The following is a 17514-nucleotide window of genomic DNA, read 5'->3' on the forward strand; positions in this document are numbered from 1 at the left end:
GCGGTTTGCCATCACCATATCCGGGCATCAACAACAGGCGGATCAAACATGCAATCGCGAGTGAAGTTCGGCAGTTTTCTGCGGGGAATCCTTTTCGGTTCGACGGCGTTTCTGGCTGGCTCGATTGCCCCTGCGATGGCGCAGGAAGCGACCGGCCAGACGGTGATCACCGCCGCGCGCTACATCGATGTGCTCACCGGCAAGACGGTTGAGTTTCCCGCTATCTTTGTCGGCGCCGACGGCCGCATCGCGAATATAGCCGATGCGCGCACGGTGCGCTGGGGATCGAACGTCAAGCATATCGATCTGGGCGACAAGACGCTGCTGCCGGGCTTGATCGACATGCACGTCCATCTCGACGGCCCCGCCGACATCGGCGGCTATCGCGGGCTGGAGTTCACCGACAGCTTCTGGGGCATGACCGCGGTCAAGAATGCCAACGACATGCTCGGCGCGGGTTTCACCACCGTGCGCAACGTCGGGTCGAGCGACCGCAACGACATCGGGCTCAAGCAGGCGATCGACGCGGGCTATGCGACCGGGCCGCGCATCGTGCCCGCGGGCTATGCGCTCGGCGCGACCGGCGGGCATTGCGACAGCACTTTCCTGCCGCCCAGCCTTGAAAAGAAGGACGGCAAGGAAGAGGGGATCGGCGACACCCCCGACGAGCTGCGTTACCAGGTCCGCCGCCAGCGCAAATATGGCGCCGAGGTGATCAAGGTGTGCGCGACCGGCGGCGTCTTCTCGCGAAACACCGAGCCGGGGCAGCTTCAGGTGTCCGAAAAGGAACTCGCCGCGATCGCCGACGAGGCGCATCAATGGGGCCTGCGCGTCGCAGCGCACGCGCATGGCGCCGAGGGGATTCGCGCCGCGATCGCCGCCGGGATCGACACGATCGAACATGTCAGCCTGGTCGATGATGAAGGCATCCGGATGGCCGTCGCGCGCAGGCAACCGGTGTGGTTCTCGATGGATATCTACAACACCGAATATACGCAGGCCGAGGGAGCGAAGAACGGCGTGCTCGAGGATAATCTGCGCAAGGACCGCGAGATCGCACAGATCCAGCGCGACAATTTCCGCAAGGCGGTGAAGGCCGGCGTGCGAATGGTGTTCGGATCGGACGCCGGCGTGATGCCGCACGGCGAGGTCGGCAAGCAATTTCGCGTCATGGTCGAATATGGAATGACCCCGATGCAGGCGATCCAGGCGGCGACGAAGAATGGCGCCGAAGCGCTGGGACGCGAAAAGGATGTCGGGGCGATCGCGGTCGGCCGCTATGCCGATATCGTCGCGGTCGACGGGGACCCGCTGGCCGACGTACGCCAGTTGGAAAGCGTCGATGCGGTGGTGAAGGGCGGGGTGCTGGTGCGCGGCCAATAGGCCCTAGACCACCAGCCGGTCAACCAGCGCCTCGCGCATCTCGGGTGTGAAGTTCAGCACCGCATCGGCATAGCCCGGTATGTCGCCATGGTCGCGCCGTACCGTGGCGAGCGCGGCGTCGAGATAGGCGGGATTGACCGACATCAGCGCGCGGATCGCATCGTCGTGAATCTCGGCGCCATAGCGCGAGCGGATATGCGCAGCGCCCTGCGCGATCCGTTCCTCGATCTTGCCCGCGGTGTTGGTCAGCAGATAATCGTGCATCAGATCATCCTCATGCACGCCGAGCAGCCGGTGGACGATCGCCACGGCAAAACCCGTGCGATCCTTGCCCGCGACGCAATGGACAAGGCTCGGCGCGTCATATTCGGCCAGCGCGGCGAGATAGAGCCGCAGCGTCGCGACCAGCGCAGGGCGATAGGGCATGCCAGCATAGGTATCGATCATCCGGTCGCGCGCCGTCGCGACGTCGATCGTCCCGCCCGCCGCCTGAAGGTGCGGTGCGAGGCCCGCGGTCACCCCGCCGGCGAACAGCACGCGCGCCGAGAAATTCTCGGACCGGCGGCACGGGTGCAACTCGCGCTCGTCGTCGCCCCGGAGATCAATGACCGTTTCGAGGCCCAGCGCGTCGAGCGCGGCGAGGTCCTCGTCGGTTGCCGCTTCATGATGCGCCGAGCGCCACAGCGTCCCTTCGCGCAGACGTCCGCCGCCCTCGACGGCATAACCGCCATAGTCGCGGAAATTGTGGATACCGGACAGCGGCAGGACACGCTCGGCGAGCATGGTCATTCTCCTGTAAAAATAGGGGTGCGCTTTTCGACGAACGCATTGATCGCCTCGCGGTTATCCGCGGTTTCGTGGACGATCGCCTGATAGGCTGCGCTCAGTTCCAAAATATCGCTCATCCGGCTGTGCTGCGCCTCGCGCAGCAAACGCTTCGTCAGGCGCAGCGCCCGGGGCGGGTTGCAGACGATCCGCTCGGCAATGGCGATCGCACGGTCGAGCAGCTCCGCATCGGGCACGACGTCCGTAACAAGACCATATTCCTTTGCCTGAGCCGCGTCAAAGCGGTCGCCGGTGAGGAACAGTTCGGCGGCGCGGGGGTAGCCGAGTATCTTCTGCAGCAGCCAGGCGCCGCCGTCGCCGGGGACGATCCCGACCTTGATAAAGCTGCACGCGAATTTCGCGCTCTCGGCGGCGATACGGATGTCGCAGGTGCAGGCAAGGTCGGCGCCCAGCCCGATCGCATGGCCGTTGACCGCGGCGATCATCGGCACTTCGCAGTCCATCAGCGCGCGGATCACCGCCTGTACGCCCTTGCGGTAATTGGCGCGGGTGGAATCGGGCTGGTCGAGCACGCCGATGCCGGTGCGGTCCTGCATGCCTTTGAGGTTGCCGCCGGCGCTGAACGCCTTGCCGCTGCCGGTCAGGATGATCGCGCTGACGCTGCGGTCGTCGCCAAGGGTGCGCAGCGTGTCGATGACATCCTGGCAATCCTCGTGGGTGCCGATGGCATTCATGCTCTCGGGCTTGATCATCGTCATGATCGCGATTTTGCCCCGCCGCTCGACACTCAAAAACTCGCCCATCTTCAATTATCCTTTGCTGCCTAACCAAAGCTATTGCATGGCTGATGCGACATGCAAAGCTTCGCGCTCTATCCCTTTGATCCGCCCGGCGACGTTGCCGCACTGCGCGCCGATTTGCGGGGCTGGCTCGCGGTGAACCAACCTGTCGACGATATCGTCGCCCGCGCGAATTGCTGGGCGAGTTTCGACCCCGATTTCAGTCGCGCCCTCGGTGCTGCGGGCTATGTCGGCATGACGCTCCCGGCAATTTATGGCGGCGGCGATCGTCACCCGCTCGAACGCTATGTCGTGATCGAGGAACTGCTCGCGGCGGGCGCACCCGTCGGTGCACACTGGATCGCCGACCGGCAGACCGGGCCGCTGATCCTGCGCTATGGCAGCGATGAACAGCGCGAGCGCTATCTGCCCGGGATTGCCAAGGGCGAGCTTTACGCCTGCATCGGGCTGTCCGAGCCTGGGGCAGGGTCCGACCTCGCCGCTGTGCGGACGTCGGCGCGCGAGACCGCCGAAGGATGGCGCATCAACGGCCAGAAAATCTGGACCACCGGCGCACATTTTTCGCACATCATGCTCGCGCTCGTCAGGACGGAGGAAGGCAGCGAGCGGAATGCGGGGCTCAGCCAGCTGCTGATCGACCTTGACACGCCGGGCATCACGATCCGCCCGATCATCGACATGGCGGGCAACCATGATTTCAACGAGGTTTTTTTCGACGACGTGCTCGTCCCGCACGGTGCGCTCGTCGGGACACGCGGGCAGGGGTGGAAGCAGGTCACCGCTGAACTCGGTCTCGAACGCTCGGGCCCCGAACGCTATCTGTCGAGCCACGCGCTGCTCGTCGCATTGATCGATGCGGCGGGGGCCGATCCCGAGCCCGCCATTGCCGGTGTGATCGGCAAGCTCACCGCGGAAATGTGGACGCTGCGCCAGCTCTCCATGTCGACCGCCGCGAAGCTCGCGGCAGGCGAAGACCCGATGGTCGAGGCGTCGGTTGTCAAGGAACTGGGCAATGCGTTCGAACAGGATATGCCGCGCCGCGTGCAGGCGATCGTCGACTGCGCATGGGATGACAAAGCGGACCTCGCAAGGCTGCTCCGCGCTCTCCTCATCGCCTCGCCGAGTTTCTCGCTGCGTGGCGGGACGCGCGAAGTGATCCGCGGTATCATCGCGCGCGGACTGGGCCTCAGATGAGCGCGGCGCGCGAGATGCTCTGCGATACCGCGCGGGCGGTTCTGGCCGGTGCCAGCGATATCGCGCCCGTCGAAGAGGCGGGTTTCGCGCTGCTGCTTGTCGCGGAGGAAGGTGGCGGTTTTGGCGGCGACTGGGGCGATGCGCATGCGGTCCTTCATATCGCGGGCATGTCGGCGCCTAACATTCCGGTCGCCGCCGTCATCCTTTCCGGTCTCGGCGACGTTTCCATGCCGCACCGTGCCGCTGCAACGGTCAGCCTGATGGCGGGCGCGATGGGGCAGGCGCTGGCGCTGTCGATCGACCATGTGAACACGCGCCAGCAATTCGGGCGCCCGCTCGGGAAATTTCAGGCCGTGCAGCAATCGCTCGCGGTGATGGCGTGCGAGGTTGCGGCGGTCGATGCGGCGGCGGCCGCGATGGCGGCGCGGCTCGATGCGTCGGGGTTCGACGCTGATGCGGCGGTTTTCGAGATCGCCGCCGCGAAACTGCGTGCCAATCGCGCGGTCGGTGTCGTGACGTCGATTGCACATCAGGTACATGGCGCGATCGGCTTCACCGAGGAATATGACCTGCACCGCGTGACGATCCCGCTGATGCGCTGGCGCGGCGAGCATGGCAACGATGCGCATTGGGCGCAGGCCCTCGGACGTCAGGTTGCCGTCCTCGGCGGGCGCGGCCTGTGGGAAAGCCTGACCGCGCGCGCCGGGTAACGGGTCAGCGCAGCGCGCCGCTTTCGCGCAGCGCGGCAATGCCCGCGGCGTCATAGCCGAGCCCCGCCAGCACGGCATCGCCATCAGCGCCGACCGCAGGCGCCGCACGCGGCGTGTCGTTGACCGTCGCCGAATAGCGCGGCGCCGGGGCGGGCTGGATCGCGCCGCCGACTGTCAGGAAGGTTACGCGCTCGACATTGTGCGGGTGCTGCGGCGCCTCGGTCAGCGACAGGATCGGGGCGAAGCAAACATCGCTCATTTCCATGATCGTGCACCATTCGTCGCGCGTCTTCGTCTTGAACAGGACGGTGAGCTTGTCCTTGAGCGCACTCCATTTCGACGGGTCCATCTGCGCATCGAAATCGGGGTCGTCGGTCAGCCCGGTCTTTTCGCGCAACAGCGCATAGAATTGCGGTTCGATCGACCCGATCGAGATGAACTTGCCGTCGGCGCATTCGTAACTGTCATAGAAATGCGCGGCGCCGTCGAGCATGTTGACGCCGGCCTCGTCCTTGATCCGGCCTGCCGCGAGAAAGCCCCAGGTCATGCCGGCGAGCAACGCCGACCCGTCGGTCATCGCACAGTCGATCACCTGACCCTCGCCGGTGCGCGCGGCGTGGACGAGCGCGCTCGACATGCCGAAGGCGAGCATCATCCCGCCGCCGCCGAAGTCGCCGACATAATTGACCGGCGGAACGGGCTTTTCGCCCGCGCGGCCGATGCCGTGGAGAACGCCCGACAGCGAGATATAGTTGATATCGTGGCCTGCGGCCTGCGCATAGGGACCGAACTGTCCCCAGCCGGTCATGCGCCCGTAAACAAGCTTCGGGTTGTCGGCGAGCAGCACGTCGGGGCCGAGCCCCAGCCGCTCCATCACCCCGGGGCGATAGCCTTCGATAATCCCGTCGGCGCTCTTGCACAGTTCGCGGGCGATACGGACCGCGTCGGGATTCTTCATATCGAGAGCGATCGAGGTGCGGCTGCGGCTCAGCGGATCGCGCGGATCCATGACGCCGCCGGGGCGATCGATGCGGATCACCTCGGCGCCGTGGTCGGCGAGCATCATGCCGCAGAAGGGGCCGGGACCGATGCCGGCAAATTCGATGATCCTGATGCCCTTCAGCGGCCCGGCCATGATGCTCTCCTGTTATTCAGATACGTTCGATGATGATCGCGGGCGCCATGCCGCCGGCGGCGCACATGGTGACGAGGCCATAGCGACCGCCCGAGCGTTCGAGCTCGTCGAGCGCAGTGCCAATCAGGATCGAGCCCGTTGCGCCGATCGGATGGCCGAGCGCCATCGCGCCGCCGTTGATGTTCACCTTATCGCGGGGCAAGTCGAGGTCACGGATGAACTTTTCGGCGACGACCGCGAAAGCCTCGTTGATTTCCCAGACGTCGATGTCTTCCTTCTTGAGCCCCGCCTTTTCGAGCACCTTCTTCGCCGCCGGAACCGGCGCGTTCAGCATCAGCGTCGGATCGTCGCCGATGTTCGCGTATGCGACCACGCGCGCGCGGGGCTTGAGGCCATGCTTGTCGGCATAGTCCTTCGATGTCAGCAGCAGCGCCGCGGCGCCGTCGACGACGCCCGACGAATTGCCGGCATGGTGGAAATGCTTGATTTCGAGATCGGGGTAGCGACGGTTGATCTGCTTGCGGAAGGTGAAGCCGCCGCCCATGTCGAAATCGGCGAGGCCCGCGAAGCTCGGCTTCAGCGCCGCGAGCCCTTCGGCGGTGGTTTCGGGGCGCGGAAATTCCTCACGGTCGAGCGCGACGCTGCCGTCGGGGTTGTGCACGGGCACGACCGACTTGTCGAAGCGGCCTTCCTTGATCGCGCGGTCTGCGCGCTGCTGGCTAACGAGCGCGAGCCCGTCGAGATCTTCGCGGCTGATCCCCTCGATCGTCGCGATCGCGTCGCCGCAAATGCCCTGATGCGATTGCGGGTGGAGTTCGTCGAGCGCGTCGTGACCCGAGCCCATCAGGCGCGGCGGCAGGCCGGCATTCGCCTGTTCCGCGGCATGCGCGCTGGTGTAGCTCATCATTTCGGTGCCGCCCGCGATGACGCAATCTTCCATGCCGCTCATCACGCTGGCCGCGGCGAAGTTTACCGAGCTGATGCCGCCGCCGCAGAAGCGGTCGAGCGTCGTGCCGCTGGCCTTGATGTCATAACCTGCCGACAGCGCTGCCATGCGGCCGAGGTCGCCGCCCTGCTTGCCGTTCTGGCTCGACGTCGACCAGACAATGTCGTCGACGGTCGCGGTGTCGAGATTGTTGCGGTCGCGGATCGCGGCGAGCACCGTCGCGGCGAGATGCTGCGGATGGAGGTGCGACAACGCGCCCTTGCCGGGCTTGCCGATCCCGCGGGGGGTACGAACAGCGTCGATGATATAGGCCTCGGCCATGATGATATCCTTTCGTGGAGAGCTTCTAAGATAGCGGATCGATTGAAAAGCGGATTGGCGGGGAGGTTAGCGGGGGGCCATGCGAATGGCGCCGTCGAGGCGCACGGCTTGACCGTTGAAATAGGTGTTGCGGAGCATTTCCATCGCAAGGCTAGCGTATTCTTCGGCCTTGCCGAGCCGCTTGGGGAAGGGCACCGATGCCTCGAGGCTCTCCTTCACCTTTGGGTTCATATTGTTGAGGAGCGGCGTGCCGAATACGCCGGGCATGATCGAATTGACGCGGATGCCAAGGTCCATCAGGTCGCGTGCCATCGGCAGGACAAGGCCGTTCACCCCAGCCTTGGCCGAACCATAAATGACTTGCCCAATCTGCCCGTCCTGCGCCGCGACCGACGCGGTCAGCACGATTGCGCCGCGCTCGCCGTCTTCCATCTCGGGAAGGGTCGCAATGCCTTCGGCGGCGATCGACGCGACGCGGTAGCTCGCGGTCAAAATGCCTTCGACGCCGAAGGCATAGTCGGCGGTGGGGGTACGGCGATAACTTCCGTTTTCCTTGTCATAGGCGAGCGTCTTGCCGCGGCGCGAGGTCATCGCGCAATGGACGCACACGCGTTCCTGCCCATGCATGGCGCGCGCTTTCGCGTAGCCGTCGAGGACCGATTGTTCGTCGGTAATGTCGACATGCACGAACAGCCCGCCGATCGACGCCGCGACATCTTCGCCAAGCGCGTCGTTGATATCGAAAATTGCGACCTTCACGCCCGATGCCGCGAGGGCCTCCGCTGTCGCGCGACCCAGGCCCGAGGCGCCTCCCGTGACAACGGCGGCGATGGTGGAATCGATCTTCATGGGGAGGCTCCTCAGGCGGGAATCTGGTTGAAGGGGACGCCCTTGTCAGGGCGGTGGTCCTGCGGCAGGCCGAGGATGCGTTCGGCGATCGTGTTGAGCAACGTCTCGTCCGACCCGCCCGCGATGCGGCCCGTCGGCGCGTTGATCCAGCTCGATGCCCAATCGTCCTTGGGCGAGGCATGTTCGTCGAACAGGAAAGCGTCGGTGCCTTGCAGGTCGAGCGCGAGTTCGGACAGCTTCTGACGTGAGCGCACCGCGACGAGCTTGTTGAGCGAGCCTTCGGGCCCCGGAGTCATGCCTGCCTGCATCATCAGCCGCGCACGGCGATTGATCGAATCGAGCCCGGCGCGCATCGCATGGTTGCGCGCGATCTGCTGACGGATACGGCCATCCTCGATCGCGGGGCGACCGTTCAGCCGCACCTCTTTGGCGAGATCGACGAAGAGGTCGAGGTGCGGCCCGAAACCCGCGCTGTCGGTCGCGACATAGCGTTCGATCATCAGCGTCGCGAGCGCGACCGCGAAGCCGCCGCCAACTGGCGACATGCGATGATCGTCGCTTACCTTCACATCGTCGAAGAAGACTTCGTTGACGTGGCTGTCGCCGCCCGCGAGCTTGATCGGACGCACGGTGACCCCCGGCGCCTTCATGTCGACCCAGAAGTAAGTGAGACCCTTATGCTTCGCGACGGTCGGGTCGGTTCGCACGACGATGACGCCATAATCGCTATACTGCGCCCAGCTCGTCCAGACCTTTTGCCCGTTGATTTTCCACCCGTTGCCGTCGGTCTCGGCGCGCGTACGCAGCCCCGCAAGGTCGGTGCCGCCCGACGGTTCGGAGAAGAGTTGGCACCAGATTTCCTCGCCTTTCAGCGCCTTGACCACGCGTTCTTTCACGAACTCGCGATCGGACCCGAATTGCATCAGCACGGGCACCGGCATACCGAGTGAAATGCCGAAATAGACGTTGGGGAAGCCGTGCTTCATTTCCTCGGCTTCGAAGGTGATCTTCTCGATATGGCCGAGGCCTTGGCCGCCATATTCGACCGGCCAGTTGATGCCGGCAAAGCCCGCGTCGAACTTCGCCTTCTGATAGCGGCGGCCGAGCGCGAGATCCTTCTCGACGCTGAGCCCCTTGCGCGCCGCCTTCCCGAATGTGGGAACCATGGATTCGCACCATGCCGCGGCCTTGGCGCGATAGCTTTCGAGGTCGGTCATGCGGCATCTCCTGCGAGGCGGTCGACGAGGATATCTTCCCAGAAGAAGCTGCTCCCCTGTTCGAGCGCGAGCGTTCGCGCGCGGCGCATGTGGAGGTGCAGGCCGATTTCCCACGTCACGCCGATCCCGCCATGGATTTGTATGCAATCGCGCGCTGCGGTGTCGTACGCTTCGGTCGCCGACAGGCGCGCGGCGGCGGCGGCCGTGACGAAATCATCCTGTCCTTCGCACGCGGCTGCGTGGATCGCATTGGCGCGCGCGAGTTCGACGAGGCCGTACAGTTCGGCGATGCGATGCTTGATCGACTGGAAGGCGCCGATCGGCTGGCCGAACGCCTTGCGCGTCAGCGCATAATCGCGCGCGATCTCCATCAGGGCCTCGGCGCCGCCGGTCTGTTCGTGCGCGGTAACGACTGCTTGCAGCGAAAGGACATGGAGCGCGGCCGCGCGCGCGGCGTCGCCGGTGACGAGCGCTTCTGCCGGAGTCCCCGCGAACAGCAGGTCGGCAATGCAGCGGCTGTTGTCGAAGCTGTCGACGGCCCTGCGCTCAATACCGGCGAGATCGACGATCAGCAGCGTGCGGGTTCCACTGTCCTGCGCGAAAAGGATGGCGACATCGGCGAACAGTCCGCCCGATACGCCCGGAGCGGTCCCTTCGACCCGATCGGCCTTCCATGTCACCGACGGTGTCGCGGGCAGGGCATCCGGTCCCGACGCAAATGCGATAGCGCCGATCGTTTCACCGCTCGCGAGGCCCGGAAGCCAGCGCGCCTTTTGCGCGTCGCTGCCGTAAATCTCGATCGCCTTGGCCGCGCCGAAACTCGAGGTGAGAAAGGGCGCGCCGCTGAGCGTCCGCCCGGCCTGATGCGCGATCAGCCCCAGCTCGACGAGGCCGAGGTCGAGGCCACCATAGGCCTCGGGAAGCGCGAGCGCAGTCCAGCCTTGCTCCTTCGCAGTGGTCCAGAATCCGTCATGATATTGGCCGCTGGTTTGGAGCAGCGGCAGCAGGTCTTCCTTGCTCACCCGCGCTTCGAGCGCACGGCGCGATTCGGTCGCGATCGCCTGCTGCCCTTCGTCGTACAAGATCGACATCGGCTCGGTTCCTCTTCCCTCGTATATTTCCGGCCATCATCCCGACGTTAACGTAAACGTCAAGCGTTTTGACGCTACGGTTCGATGACCGTCAACTGTCGTCCCCGTCAGGCGCGCCCGGCTTTCCAGTCGCGCTTGATCTTCTTCGCGAGGCTCCATTTGTGAACCTCGGTCGGGCCGTCGTAGATGCGGAAGGCGCGCACCTCGCGGAACACCTGCTCGACGATCGTCCGGTCGGTGACCCCGGTACCGCCCATCACCTGGACGCAGCGATCGGCGATGCGCATCAGCGCCTCGGACACCGCGACCTTCGCCATTGAGCTCTCGACCGTGCCGAGCGATCCGGTGTCGAGCACGCCCGCGCACCAATCGATCATCAGTTCGGCCTGTTTCAGGTCGATCATATTCTCGGCGAGCATGAAGCCGACGCCCTCATGCTCGATCAGCGGCTTGCCGAACGCCTCGCGGCGGTTGGCATAGTCGGTCGCGATCTCGTGCGCGCGAATGCAGCAGCCGAGCCAGCGCATGCAGTGTGACAGGCGGGCAGGGGAGAGGCGCACCTGCGCGTAGCGGAAGCCTTCGCCGGCCTGCCCAAGCATCTGGTCGGCGGGAACGCGCAGATTGTCGATCGTCAGCGTCGCATGACCGCCGGGCATCGAGCTGTCGATCGTGTTCGGCACCTCGTCGATACGGATCGCTGGATCGGGCAGGTCGATAAGGAACATGCACGCGCCTTCGTCCGCCTTTGCCATCACGATGCCGACGCGCGCGCCCTGGGCGCCGGTGATGAAGGTCTTGCGGCCGTTTACCACCCAATGATTGCCGTCGAGATGGCAGGTCGTCTTCATCATCGACGGGTCGGATCCCGCGCCGCCCTCATCGGCGGGCTCGGTCATGAAGAAGGCCGAACGGACGCTGCCCTCGACCATCGGCTTCAGAAACCGTTCCTTGAGTTCGGGGCTCCCCTCCTTGCCGAGCAGGTACATATTGCCCTCGTCGGGCGCCATCGTGTTGCACGCGAGGGGGCCAAGCGGGGAGAGGCCGCTCTTGATCAGCACGACGGCGGTCCCGCGCTGGTTGAGGTGGCTGCCGTCGGACAGGATATGCGGGGTGAGCACACCCGCGGCGCGTGCATGGTCGCGCATCTCCATCACCAACTCGTCGGTCGGCGCGCCGTGATGGTCGCGGCGCGAATCGGCTTCATAGGGAATGATCTTTTCGCGAACGAAGGTTTCGACCTTTTCCGCAATGGCGCGCGCCCGATCCGATATGCCTTCGTGCGCTGCCATCCCGATTCCCTTCGCTATCTAACTATTTTCCTAGTCAACCCGACGTTGACGTAAGCGTCAAGTTATTTCATGGACCGGAACGAAGATGCCGTAAGGGCATGAACACGCAGGAGGGATCGAGATGGCTTTCAAGACACGCATTACCGAAATGCTGGGTATCGAACATCCGATCGTTCAGGGCGGAATGCAGAGCGTCGGCTATGCCGAGCTTGCGAGCGCGGTGTCGAACGCCGGCGGCCTTGGTATATTGACGGCGCTTACCCAGCCGACGCCCGAAGCCCTCCGTGCCGAAATCGAGCGGTGCCGCGCGATGACCGACAAGCCGTTCGGTGTGAACATGACCGTTTTCCCGACGATCAACGCACCCGACTACAAGGCCTATGCGCAGGCGATCATCGACGGCGGGGTCAAGATCGTCGAAACTGCGGGAACGCAGGCGGTGCGCGAGATTTGGGAGATGCTGAAGCCCCACGGCGTCACCATCCTCCACAAATGCACTGCGGTGCGCCATGCGCTGTCGGCCGAGCGCGCGGGCTGCGACATCATCTCGATCGACGGTTTCGAATGCGCGGGCCATCCGGGCGAAGACGATATTCCCGGGCTGATCTTGATCCCCGCCGCCGCCGACAAAGTGCAGATTCCGATGCTGGCGAGCGGCGGCTTCGGCGACGGGCGCGGCCTCGTCGCGGCGCTGTCGCTCGGCGCTGAGGGGATCAACATGGGCACGCGCTTTTGCGCCACGAAGGAAGCGCCGATCCACGACAATGTGAAGCAGGCCTATATCGACAATGACGAGCGCGGCAGTTTCCTGATCTTCCGCAGCCTCAAGAATACCGCGCGCGTCGGCAAGAGCGCGGTGAGCGAAGAAGTGGTGCGCCGTCTGGCACAGCCCGACGCCACCTTCGCCGACGTCGCCGAACTGGTGAACGGCAAGGCGGGGCGCGAACTGCTCGAGACCGGTGACCTTAGCAAGGGTGTGTTCTGGGCGGGCATGGTGCAGGGGCTGATCCACGATATTCCGACCTGCAAGGAACTGATCGACCGGATCATCGCCGACGCCGATGCGATCGTCGACAAACGGCTGGCGTCGATGCGCGGCTGATGCCCTGGGCGCTGGCGCGCCGCAGCGGCTTTCGATATGATCCGATTCTTCGCAATTTGATCGCATCGAAGCCCGCCGGCGTCCGCGCCCGCCGGCGCGGCAAGGGGGATGTTTGAGCCACATCGAATATAAGGGTTTCGGCGGCGTCGTGCTGGCGGCCGACATGCTCGGTGACGAAAATGACCCCGCGGTGCTGCTGGTGCCCGAGATCGGGCAGGGCCGCGCGGCATGGCGCGAGGTGGCCGAAGCCCTGGTCTTATCGGGCCGCCGCGTGGTGAATCTCGACCTTCGGGACGACGATGAACTCGCGTCGCATATCGAGGATCTGCGCGCGGTGCTCGCCCAGATGGGATCGCGCCCGGTCGTCGTTGCGGCAGGACGGGGCAGCTGGATCGCTACGCGCGCGCTGGGGCTCGACGGCGCGCATCTCGCCGCAGGCCTTGTGGTAGTCGACATGCCGGTCGATCAGGATGCAATCGAAAGCGGCGTCGCGGCGCGACTGGCGCTACCAACCCTCGTCGTGCGTGGCGGCTTCGCGCCTGCCCAGGGCAGCGCGGTGAGCGACGCGTTCAACGCCGCGCTGCCGTTCGGCGAGAGCGCCGACATCAACGAATGTGACCTCGAACTCGCCTCCGACCGCAAGGAAGCACTGCTCGGGCAACTGCTCGAATTCCTCGAACGCCGTCAGCCGCGCGAGGCGATGGAGTTCAAGGCAGGGTCCGATCCGCGCACGCTGCGCGACGCGATGGGCTGTTTCGCGACAGGCATCACGATCGTGACGGCTCTAGATGCCAACGGCGCGCCCGTTGGTCTGACCGCCAACAGCTTTACCTCGGTATCGCTTGACCCGCCGTTGCTTCTCGTGTGCATTGCCAACACGGCGGGCACCGCGCCCGCGCTTCGCGAAGCCGGGCATTTCGGCGTCAACGTCCTTCAGATCGGCCAGCAACCGGCATCTAACCGGTTCGCGGCGAAGGGCGAGGACCGCTTCGCGGGCCAGCCATGGGCGCCGGGACAAACCGGTGTGCCGCTGCTCGGCAGCTCGCTCGTTTCATTCGAATGCCAGCATGAATCGCTGCACGAAGCCGGCGATCATTTCATCCTCGTCGGACGCGTCGTGCGCGCGCAGTTCGAACCGCACCGCGATCCTCTGCTCTATTTTCGCGGGAAGTACCGGCGTTTGCACTTCGCCTGACTTCGCCGGAGGCGCGGGCCTAAGGAAATGGCGGAGCGGGAGGTTTTACGATCCTAACCGCATGTATTTGATATGTTTTTTTTCAAATACTTGCTGCGGAATTCGGGTCCCACACGAGGCTCCCCGTGCGCCTGAATCCATGATTCAGTCCGTAGAAACTTTATGCCATTTTATCCGATTCTTGTCGATCCTTTTCGATGCAACGCCATAGCCAGATCGAGATTGCAAAGAGGGTCGGTGGCCGACAAACGATAAAGCAGTGAAATAGTCGGGTCGGGATTGCGCCTGATGTCGATCGTAAGCGAGCACAAAGCATCTGGCTGAAACCTGCCGTTCGCGACACCCGCTTGGACAGTGCGCTTCGCTTGTGGCCCGACTTTTCCGGGATTTCGGACACAGCGCAAACTTCGTGCTGCGCCATGGCCCTCGATTTAACCAGCGGGCGATACGCCCTGATCGAACGGGCCCATGATTCTACTCTTGTGCCCTGGCAGCCACTGCTTCAACGCCGAATTGGGCAGCCCGTTGCAGGCATCATGGGCAAAAGCGAGATCAACTGGAGTTTGGGGCGCACACCGCCACCGCATTTCGCGACCCAGTCCAATCGAATGAGCCCCACCGGCATCCCGATGTTCTATGGCGCCTTCGATGCTGACACAGCGTGGGCCGAAAACTTCGACCCCGCCTTGCACGCAGGCCAGGTCGCGTCCGTCGGCACCTTCCGTCCGACCCGCGACCTCAAGGTGCTTGACCTCGCCCAGCTACCCCCGGTTCCAAGTATATTCGATAGCGAGCGGCGCAATCTGCTCAACACGCTGCGCTTCCTTCACCGGTTCGCCGATGATGTTTCGAAACCGATCGCGCGCGATGGGCGCGAACATATGCGCCGCGGCTCGATCGCGATGGCGACGGCATCGGTTGCGAGTGATGTCGCCCGAGTATGAACTGTGGGCCTGCGCGCTCCACGTCGAGAAGAAGCACGGGGAGCGCGCGCCAGAGTTCATCGCCGAGCGGGTGCATACCTTGGCCATGACGGGCGACATCTTGGGCGTCGGGCGTTGGCGGGCCATCGCCGATAGATTCGATCAACTACAAGGGGCCATACGTTACCGCCTCAGTAGTCGGACAACTCGCATGCCGCCGAGGCAAAAAGCCCAAGACTCATGCGCGCAGATAAGCGTCGAGCCCTCCTCCGAGTAAAGCCCTCCGCCCTAGACAGGCACGGTGTAAACAAAGCGGCCGTTGCCGGAGAATGGCACCGAACGACACAGCAGCAAAGTGGAGACTTTGTTGCGGCAGCGTCCAACAAGGCTTAACAATTCCTGCAATGGAGGGAAATCGAGCAAAATTCGGGAGGCGCGCGCGCGCGCGACTGTACAGGCGCAAATTGCGGCGGTTCGGATCAGCTCTGGCGACATGGGCTCGCCGATTGCCGAACAGTCGTGCGATCAGGGCCTGCCTCGGCCTTCCGCGCCATATCAAGGTCTCGCTGGCCTGCATCCTCTTGTGGAGCTTGGGGTTTGCCCCCAGCCTCGGCGCGCTGAAAAATGTCGATGACATCCTCTTCAAGTTCATCACCCCGCCGCTCGGCGAGGCCCATATGCGGCCCGTGCTGTTCATCGACATGGCACAAGGCACGGGCAGGTGCGCGGTCGATCCAGTCGCGCGGCGATCTTCCGCTGCCTGCATGGCAAGGCTCATTGCCGCGGCCGGCCGATACCGGGCCAGCGCGATCGTCATTGATATCGCGCTCTCGCCGCCTCATGCCTACCCATCCGCTGGCGATGCCGCCCTCAGAACCGCGATTTCGGAACAGCAAATCCCGGTCGTCGCGGTGCGTGACCCCGCCCGTCCGCCCGATGGCGAGCGTCGACCCCTGCTTGTGCCCACCTATCTGGACGATCTGGAACCTGACCATATCCAGTTTGCCAGCTTCGTGCTGACGGGCGATGCGGGCATGGTTGGCCGCTATTGGGGCGCGGTCCGCGGCAGCGATGGCACACTGTTGCCTTCGGTCCCGACCCTACTCACCGGTCGCCATCATGTCTTTTCCGGCGAGCCGGATCAACCGTTGCGCGCCGCGGGTGTACCGTTCGTCGCCGATGCGCGCTTTACGGGGCTAAAAAGCTTGGGCCAGAACCTGTTCGTAGCCGCTACACCCGAAGAGATACTGGAAGGGCAGCCAGTGGCCAATGCATCTCGCCGTGTCTGGATCATCGGAAATTCACGCAGCGAAAGCGATAAGCATCCGACCGAAGGCAGTGGCGAAGAGCGCCCCGGTTCGGAACTGCTGGCCTATGCGGTCGCACAGCGCAGCCTGATCTATTCGATGGCGCAATTTCCGACATGGCTATGGACCGCGATGGTGGCGCTAATCGCGCTGGGTTGCGCTTCGCTACTTCACGCGATCAAGGGCCGGATCGGCAACGAATTGTTGGCCGTGGCGGCAACCATCACGCTCAGCGCGCTGCTCATGCGCCCCTTGCCCTGGCTGTTTTCGACCTATACGCCAATGGCGGCTTGGCAGGCATCAGGGATAGCGCAGGAAGCAGGCCTCGTGACGCTGCTTTGCATATTGGCCTATTATCTCGTGGAGGGGGTGGAATGGCTCTATCATTCGATCCGCGACGCAAGTGCGTCCGGCTTATCGCGCTGACCTGCGGGCTGTGCGCTGCGCCCTTGCCAGCGGCGGCGGCGCCCTATCGGGTCGAAGCGATCTCGCCGGTCACGGCCATCGTTTACGAGGTCGATGATCGAGCGAAATACCGGGTCATCATCGGCTCGACAGTCGAACAGCTGAGTGCGCTCCAGATTGCTGGCGATACCGATACTGTCACCGTCCGCGATGTCCGGTCCGGCAAGGTCCAAAAGATCACGCGCGCGACCGTGCCTGCTGACAGTCGCTCACGCTGGCAGCGCGCATGGGCCCAGTTGGTCGACGTCTTCGCAATACAGCAGCGCAGTGGGAGCAGCCAAGGCCCGGCAACGGGCGCGGGAAAGGCCTGCCGCCCCGCCGATGTCTCGCACGAAGGAGCGGTCCCGGCACTGGCCGGTTCGTATCCGCAAAGTCTGCTGCTTGACGGTCTGCCTCTCCGCCTGCCCGTGGATACCCGCGAAACTCCTCTCACCGTCGAACTCGCGTCGGCGGGAGGCCGTGTTCTCCGGACCGATGCCCTCGCGAATGGCTTCTGGGCGCCCGACCTATCGAATCTTGCGGCCGGAGACTATTTCGTCACGGTCCGCAGCCCGCACGGTGCCGCACTGACCACTTATCCGCTTAGCCTGACGAACGAGGCCCCGCCAAGGACGGGCACACCCTCAACCTTGATCGAGGCCCTGCTGCTGGCTGGCGACGATAAAGGCAAATGGCGAGTCCAGGCGATAAAGGAACTGATCGGCCTACCACCCTCGGAGGACCGCAAGGCATTGCTCAACTACCTCGCCAGCGGCGGCACCATCGAAACTCTCGAAAGCTTTCGCCGCTGCGACGGCTGAA

The 17514-nt window shown here is 64.4% G+C and carries 16 protein-coding genes and 1 pseudogene; 9 read left to right on the forward strand and 8 right to left on the reverse strand.

Annotation, left to right across the window (positions count from 1 at the left end):
• Positions 1 to 48: 48 nt before the first annotated feature.
• Positions 49 to 1383, forward strand: coding sequence for a metal-dependent hydrolase family protein (locus ATE71_RS07325; RefSeq protein WP_058802784.1), 1335 nt, complete (start codon positions 49 to 51; stop codon positions 1381 to 1383).
• 3 nt (positions 1384 to 1386) lie between these two features.
• Here ATE71_RS07325 and ATE71_RS07330 read toward each other — a convergent pair whose 3' ends face one another.
• Positions 1387 to 2166: a tyrosine-protein phosphatase gene (locus ATE71_RS07330; protein WP_058802785.1), complete on the reverse strand. Its 780-nt coding sequence runs from the start codon at positions 2164 to 2166 to the stop codon at positions 1387 to 1389.
• 2 nt (positions 2167 to 2168) lie between these two features.
• Positions 2169 to 2972, reverse strand: coding sequence for a crotonase/enoyl-CoA hydratase family protein (locus tag ATE71_RS07335; protein WP_058802786.1), 804 nt, complete (start codon positions 2970 to 2972; stop codon positions 2169 to 2171).
• A 51-nt stretch (positions 2973 to 3023) separates the two neighbouring features.
• On the opposite strand from ATE71_RS07335, the gene ATE71_RS07340 reads away from it, so the two are divergent.
• Together ATE71_RS07340 and ATE71_RS07345 are read left to right on the forward strand one after the other, a co-directional pair.
• Positions 3024 to 4163 (forward strand): acyl-CoA dehydrogenase family protein, encoded by a 1140-nt coding sequence (locus ATE71_RS07340; RefSeq protein ID WP_058802787.1) that lies wholly within the window; start codon positions 3024 to 3026, stop codon positions 4161 to 4163.
• The gene (locus ATE71_RS07345) at positions 4160 to 4873 is read left to right on the forward strand and encodes an acyl-CoA dehydrogenase family protein (RefSeq protein WP_058802788.1); all 714 of its coding nucleotides are present in this window, start codon (positions 4160 to 4162) and stop codon (positions 4871 to 4873) included. The genes ATE71_RS07340 and ATE71_RS07345 overlap by 4 nt, the downstream gene beginning before the upstream one ends.
• 4 nt (positions 4874 to 4877) lie before the next feature.
• On the opposite strand, the gene ATE71_RS07350 is transcribed toward ATE71_RS07345, so the two are convergent.
• From ATE71_RS07350 to ATE71_RS07375, 6 genes are all read right to left on the reverse strand, one after another.
• Positions 4878 to 6008 (reverse strand): CaiB/BaiF CoA transferase family protein, encoded by a 1131-nt coding sequence (locus ATE71_RS07350; protein WP_058802789.1) that lies wholly within the window; start codon positions 6006 to 6008, stop codon positions 4878 to 4880.
• 16 nt (positions 6009 to 6024) lie between these two features.
• The gene (locus tag ATE71_RS07355; RefSeq protein WP_058802790.1) at positions 6025 to 7275 is read right to left on the reverse strand and encodes an acetyl-CoA C-acetyltransferase; all 1251 of its coding nucleotides are present in this window, start codon (positions 7273 to 7275) and stop codon (positions 6025 to 6027) included.
• Between the two features lie 66 nt (positions 7276 to 7341).
• Positions 7342 to 8124: an SDR family NAD(P)-dependent oxidoreductase gene (locus ATE71_RS07360; protein WP_058802791.1), complete on the reverse strand. Its 783-nt coding sequence runs from the start codon at positions 8122 to 8124 to the stop codon at positions 7342 to 7344.
• 11 nt (positions 8125 to 8135) lie between these two features.
• Positions 8136 to 9341: an acyl-CoA dehydrogenase family protein gene (locus tag ATE71_RS07365; RefSeq protein ID WP_058802792.1), complete on the reverse strand. Its 1206-nt coding sequence runs from the start codon at positions 9339 to 9341 to the stop codon at positions 8136 to 8138.
• A complete protein-coding gene (locus ATE71_RS07370) occupies positions 9338 to 10432 on the reverse strand; it encodes an acyl-CoA dehydrogenase family protein (protein ID WP_058802793.1) in 1095 nt (364 codons plus the stop codon). Before ATE71_RS07370 ends, ATE71_RS07365 begins: the two co-directional genes overlap by 4 nt.
• A 107-nt stretch (positions 10433 to 10539) precedes the next feature.
• A complete protein-coding gene (locus tag ATE71_RS07375) occupies positions 10540 to 11721 on the reverse strand; it encodes an acyl-CoA dehydrogenase family protein (protein ID WP_058802794.1) in 1182 nt (393 codons plus the stop codon).
• A 121-nt stretch (positions 11722 to 11842) separates the two neighbouring features.
• Here ATE71_RS07375 and ATE71_RS07380 point away from each other — a divergent pair, with 121 nt between their 5' ends.
• The 6 genes and pseudogenes from ATE71_RS07380 to ATE71_RS07405 all read left to right on the forward strand — a co-directional run bounded on the left by ATE71_RS07380 (position 11843) and on the right by ATE71_RS07405 (position 17513).
• Positions 11843 to 12823 (forward strand): NAD(P)H-dependent flavin oxidoreductase, encoded by a 981-nt coding sequence (locus ATE71_RS07380; protein ID WP_058802795.1) that lies wholly within the window; start codon positions 11843 to 11845, stop codon positions 12821 to 12823.
• 112 nt (positions 12824 to 12935) lie between these two features.
• A complete protein-coding gene (locus tag ATE71_RS07385) occupies positions 12936 to 14018 on the forward strand; it encodes a flavin reductase (protein ID WP_058802796.1) in 1083 nt (360 codons plus the stop codon).
• Positions 14019 to 14437: 419 nt separating this feature from the next.
• Positions 14438 to 14794: pseudogene (locus tag ATE71_RS21640) on the forward strand (DUF3363 domain-containing protein); the annotation flags it as partial.
• Positions 14795 to 14945: 151 nt separating this feature from the next.
• Complete coding sequence (locus tag ATE71_RS23155; protein ID WP_414892623.1) at positions 14946 to 15218, forward strand: DUF6961 family protein; 273 nt, start codon at positions 14946 to 14948, stop codon at positions 15216 to 15218.
• Between the two features lie 52 nt (positions 15219 to 15270).
• Positions 15271 to 16674: a CHASE2 domain-containing protein gene (locus ATE71_RS07400; protein ID WP_152998672.1), complete on the forward strand. Its 1404-nt coding sequence runs from the start codon at positions 15271 to 15273 to the stop codon at positions 16672 to 16674.
• Positions 16623 to 17513 carry a hypothetical protein gene (locus ATE71_RS07405; protein ID WP_058802799.1) on the forward strand — a complete coding sequence of 297 codons (891 nt, stop codon included), beginning with the start codon at positions 16623 to 16625 and terminating at the stop codon, positions 17511 to 17513. Before ATE71_RS07400 ends, ATE71_RS07405 begins: the two co-directional genes overlap by 52 nt.
• Position 17514: the final 1 nt, after the last annotated feature.

Source organism: Sphingopyxis sp. H115 (assembly GCF_001468465.1).
Classification (GTDB): Bacteria; Pseudomonadota; Alphaproteobacteria; order Sphingomonadales; family Sphingomonadaceae; genus Sphingopyxis.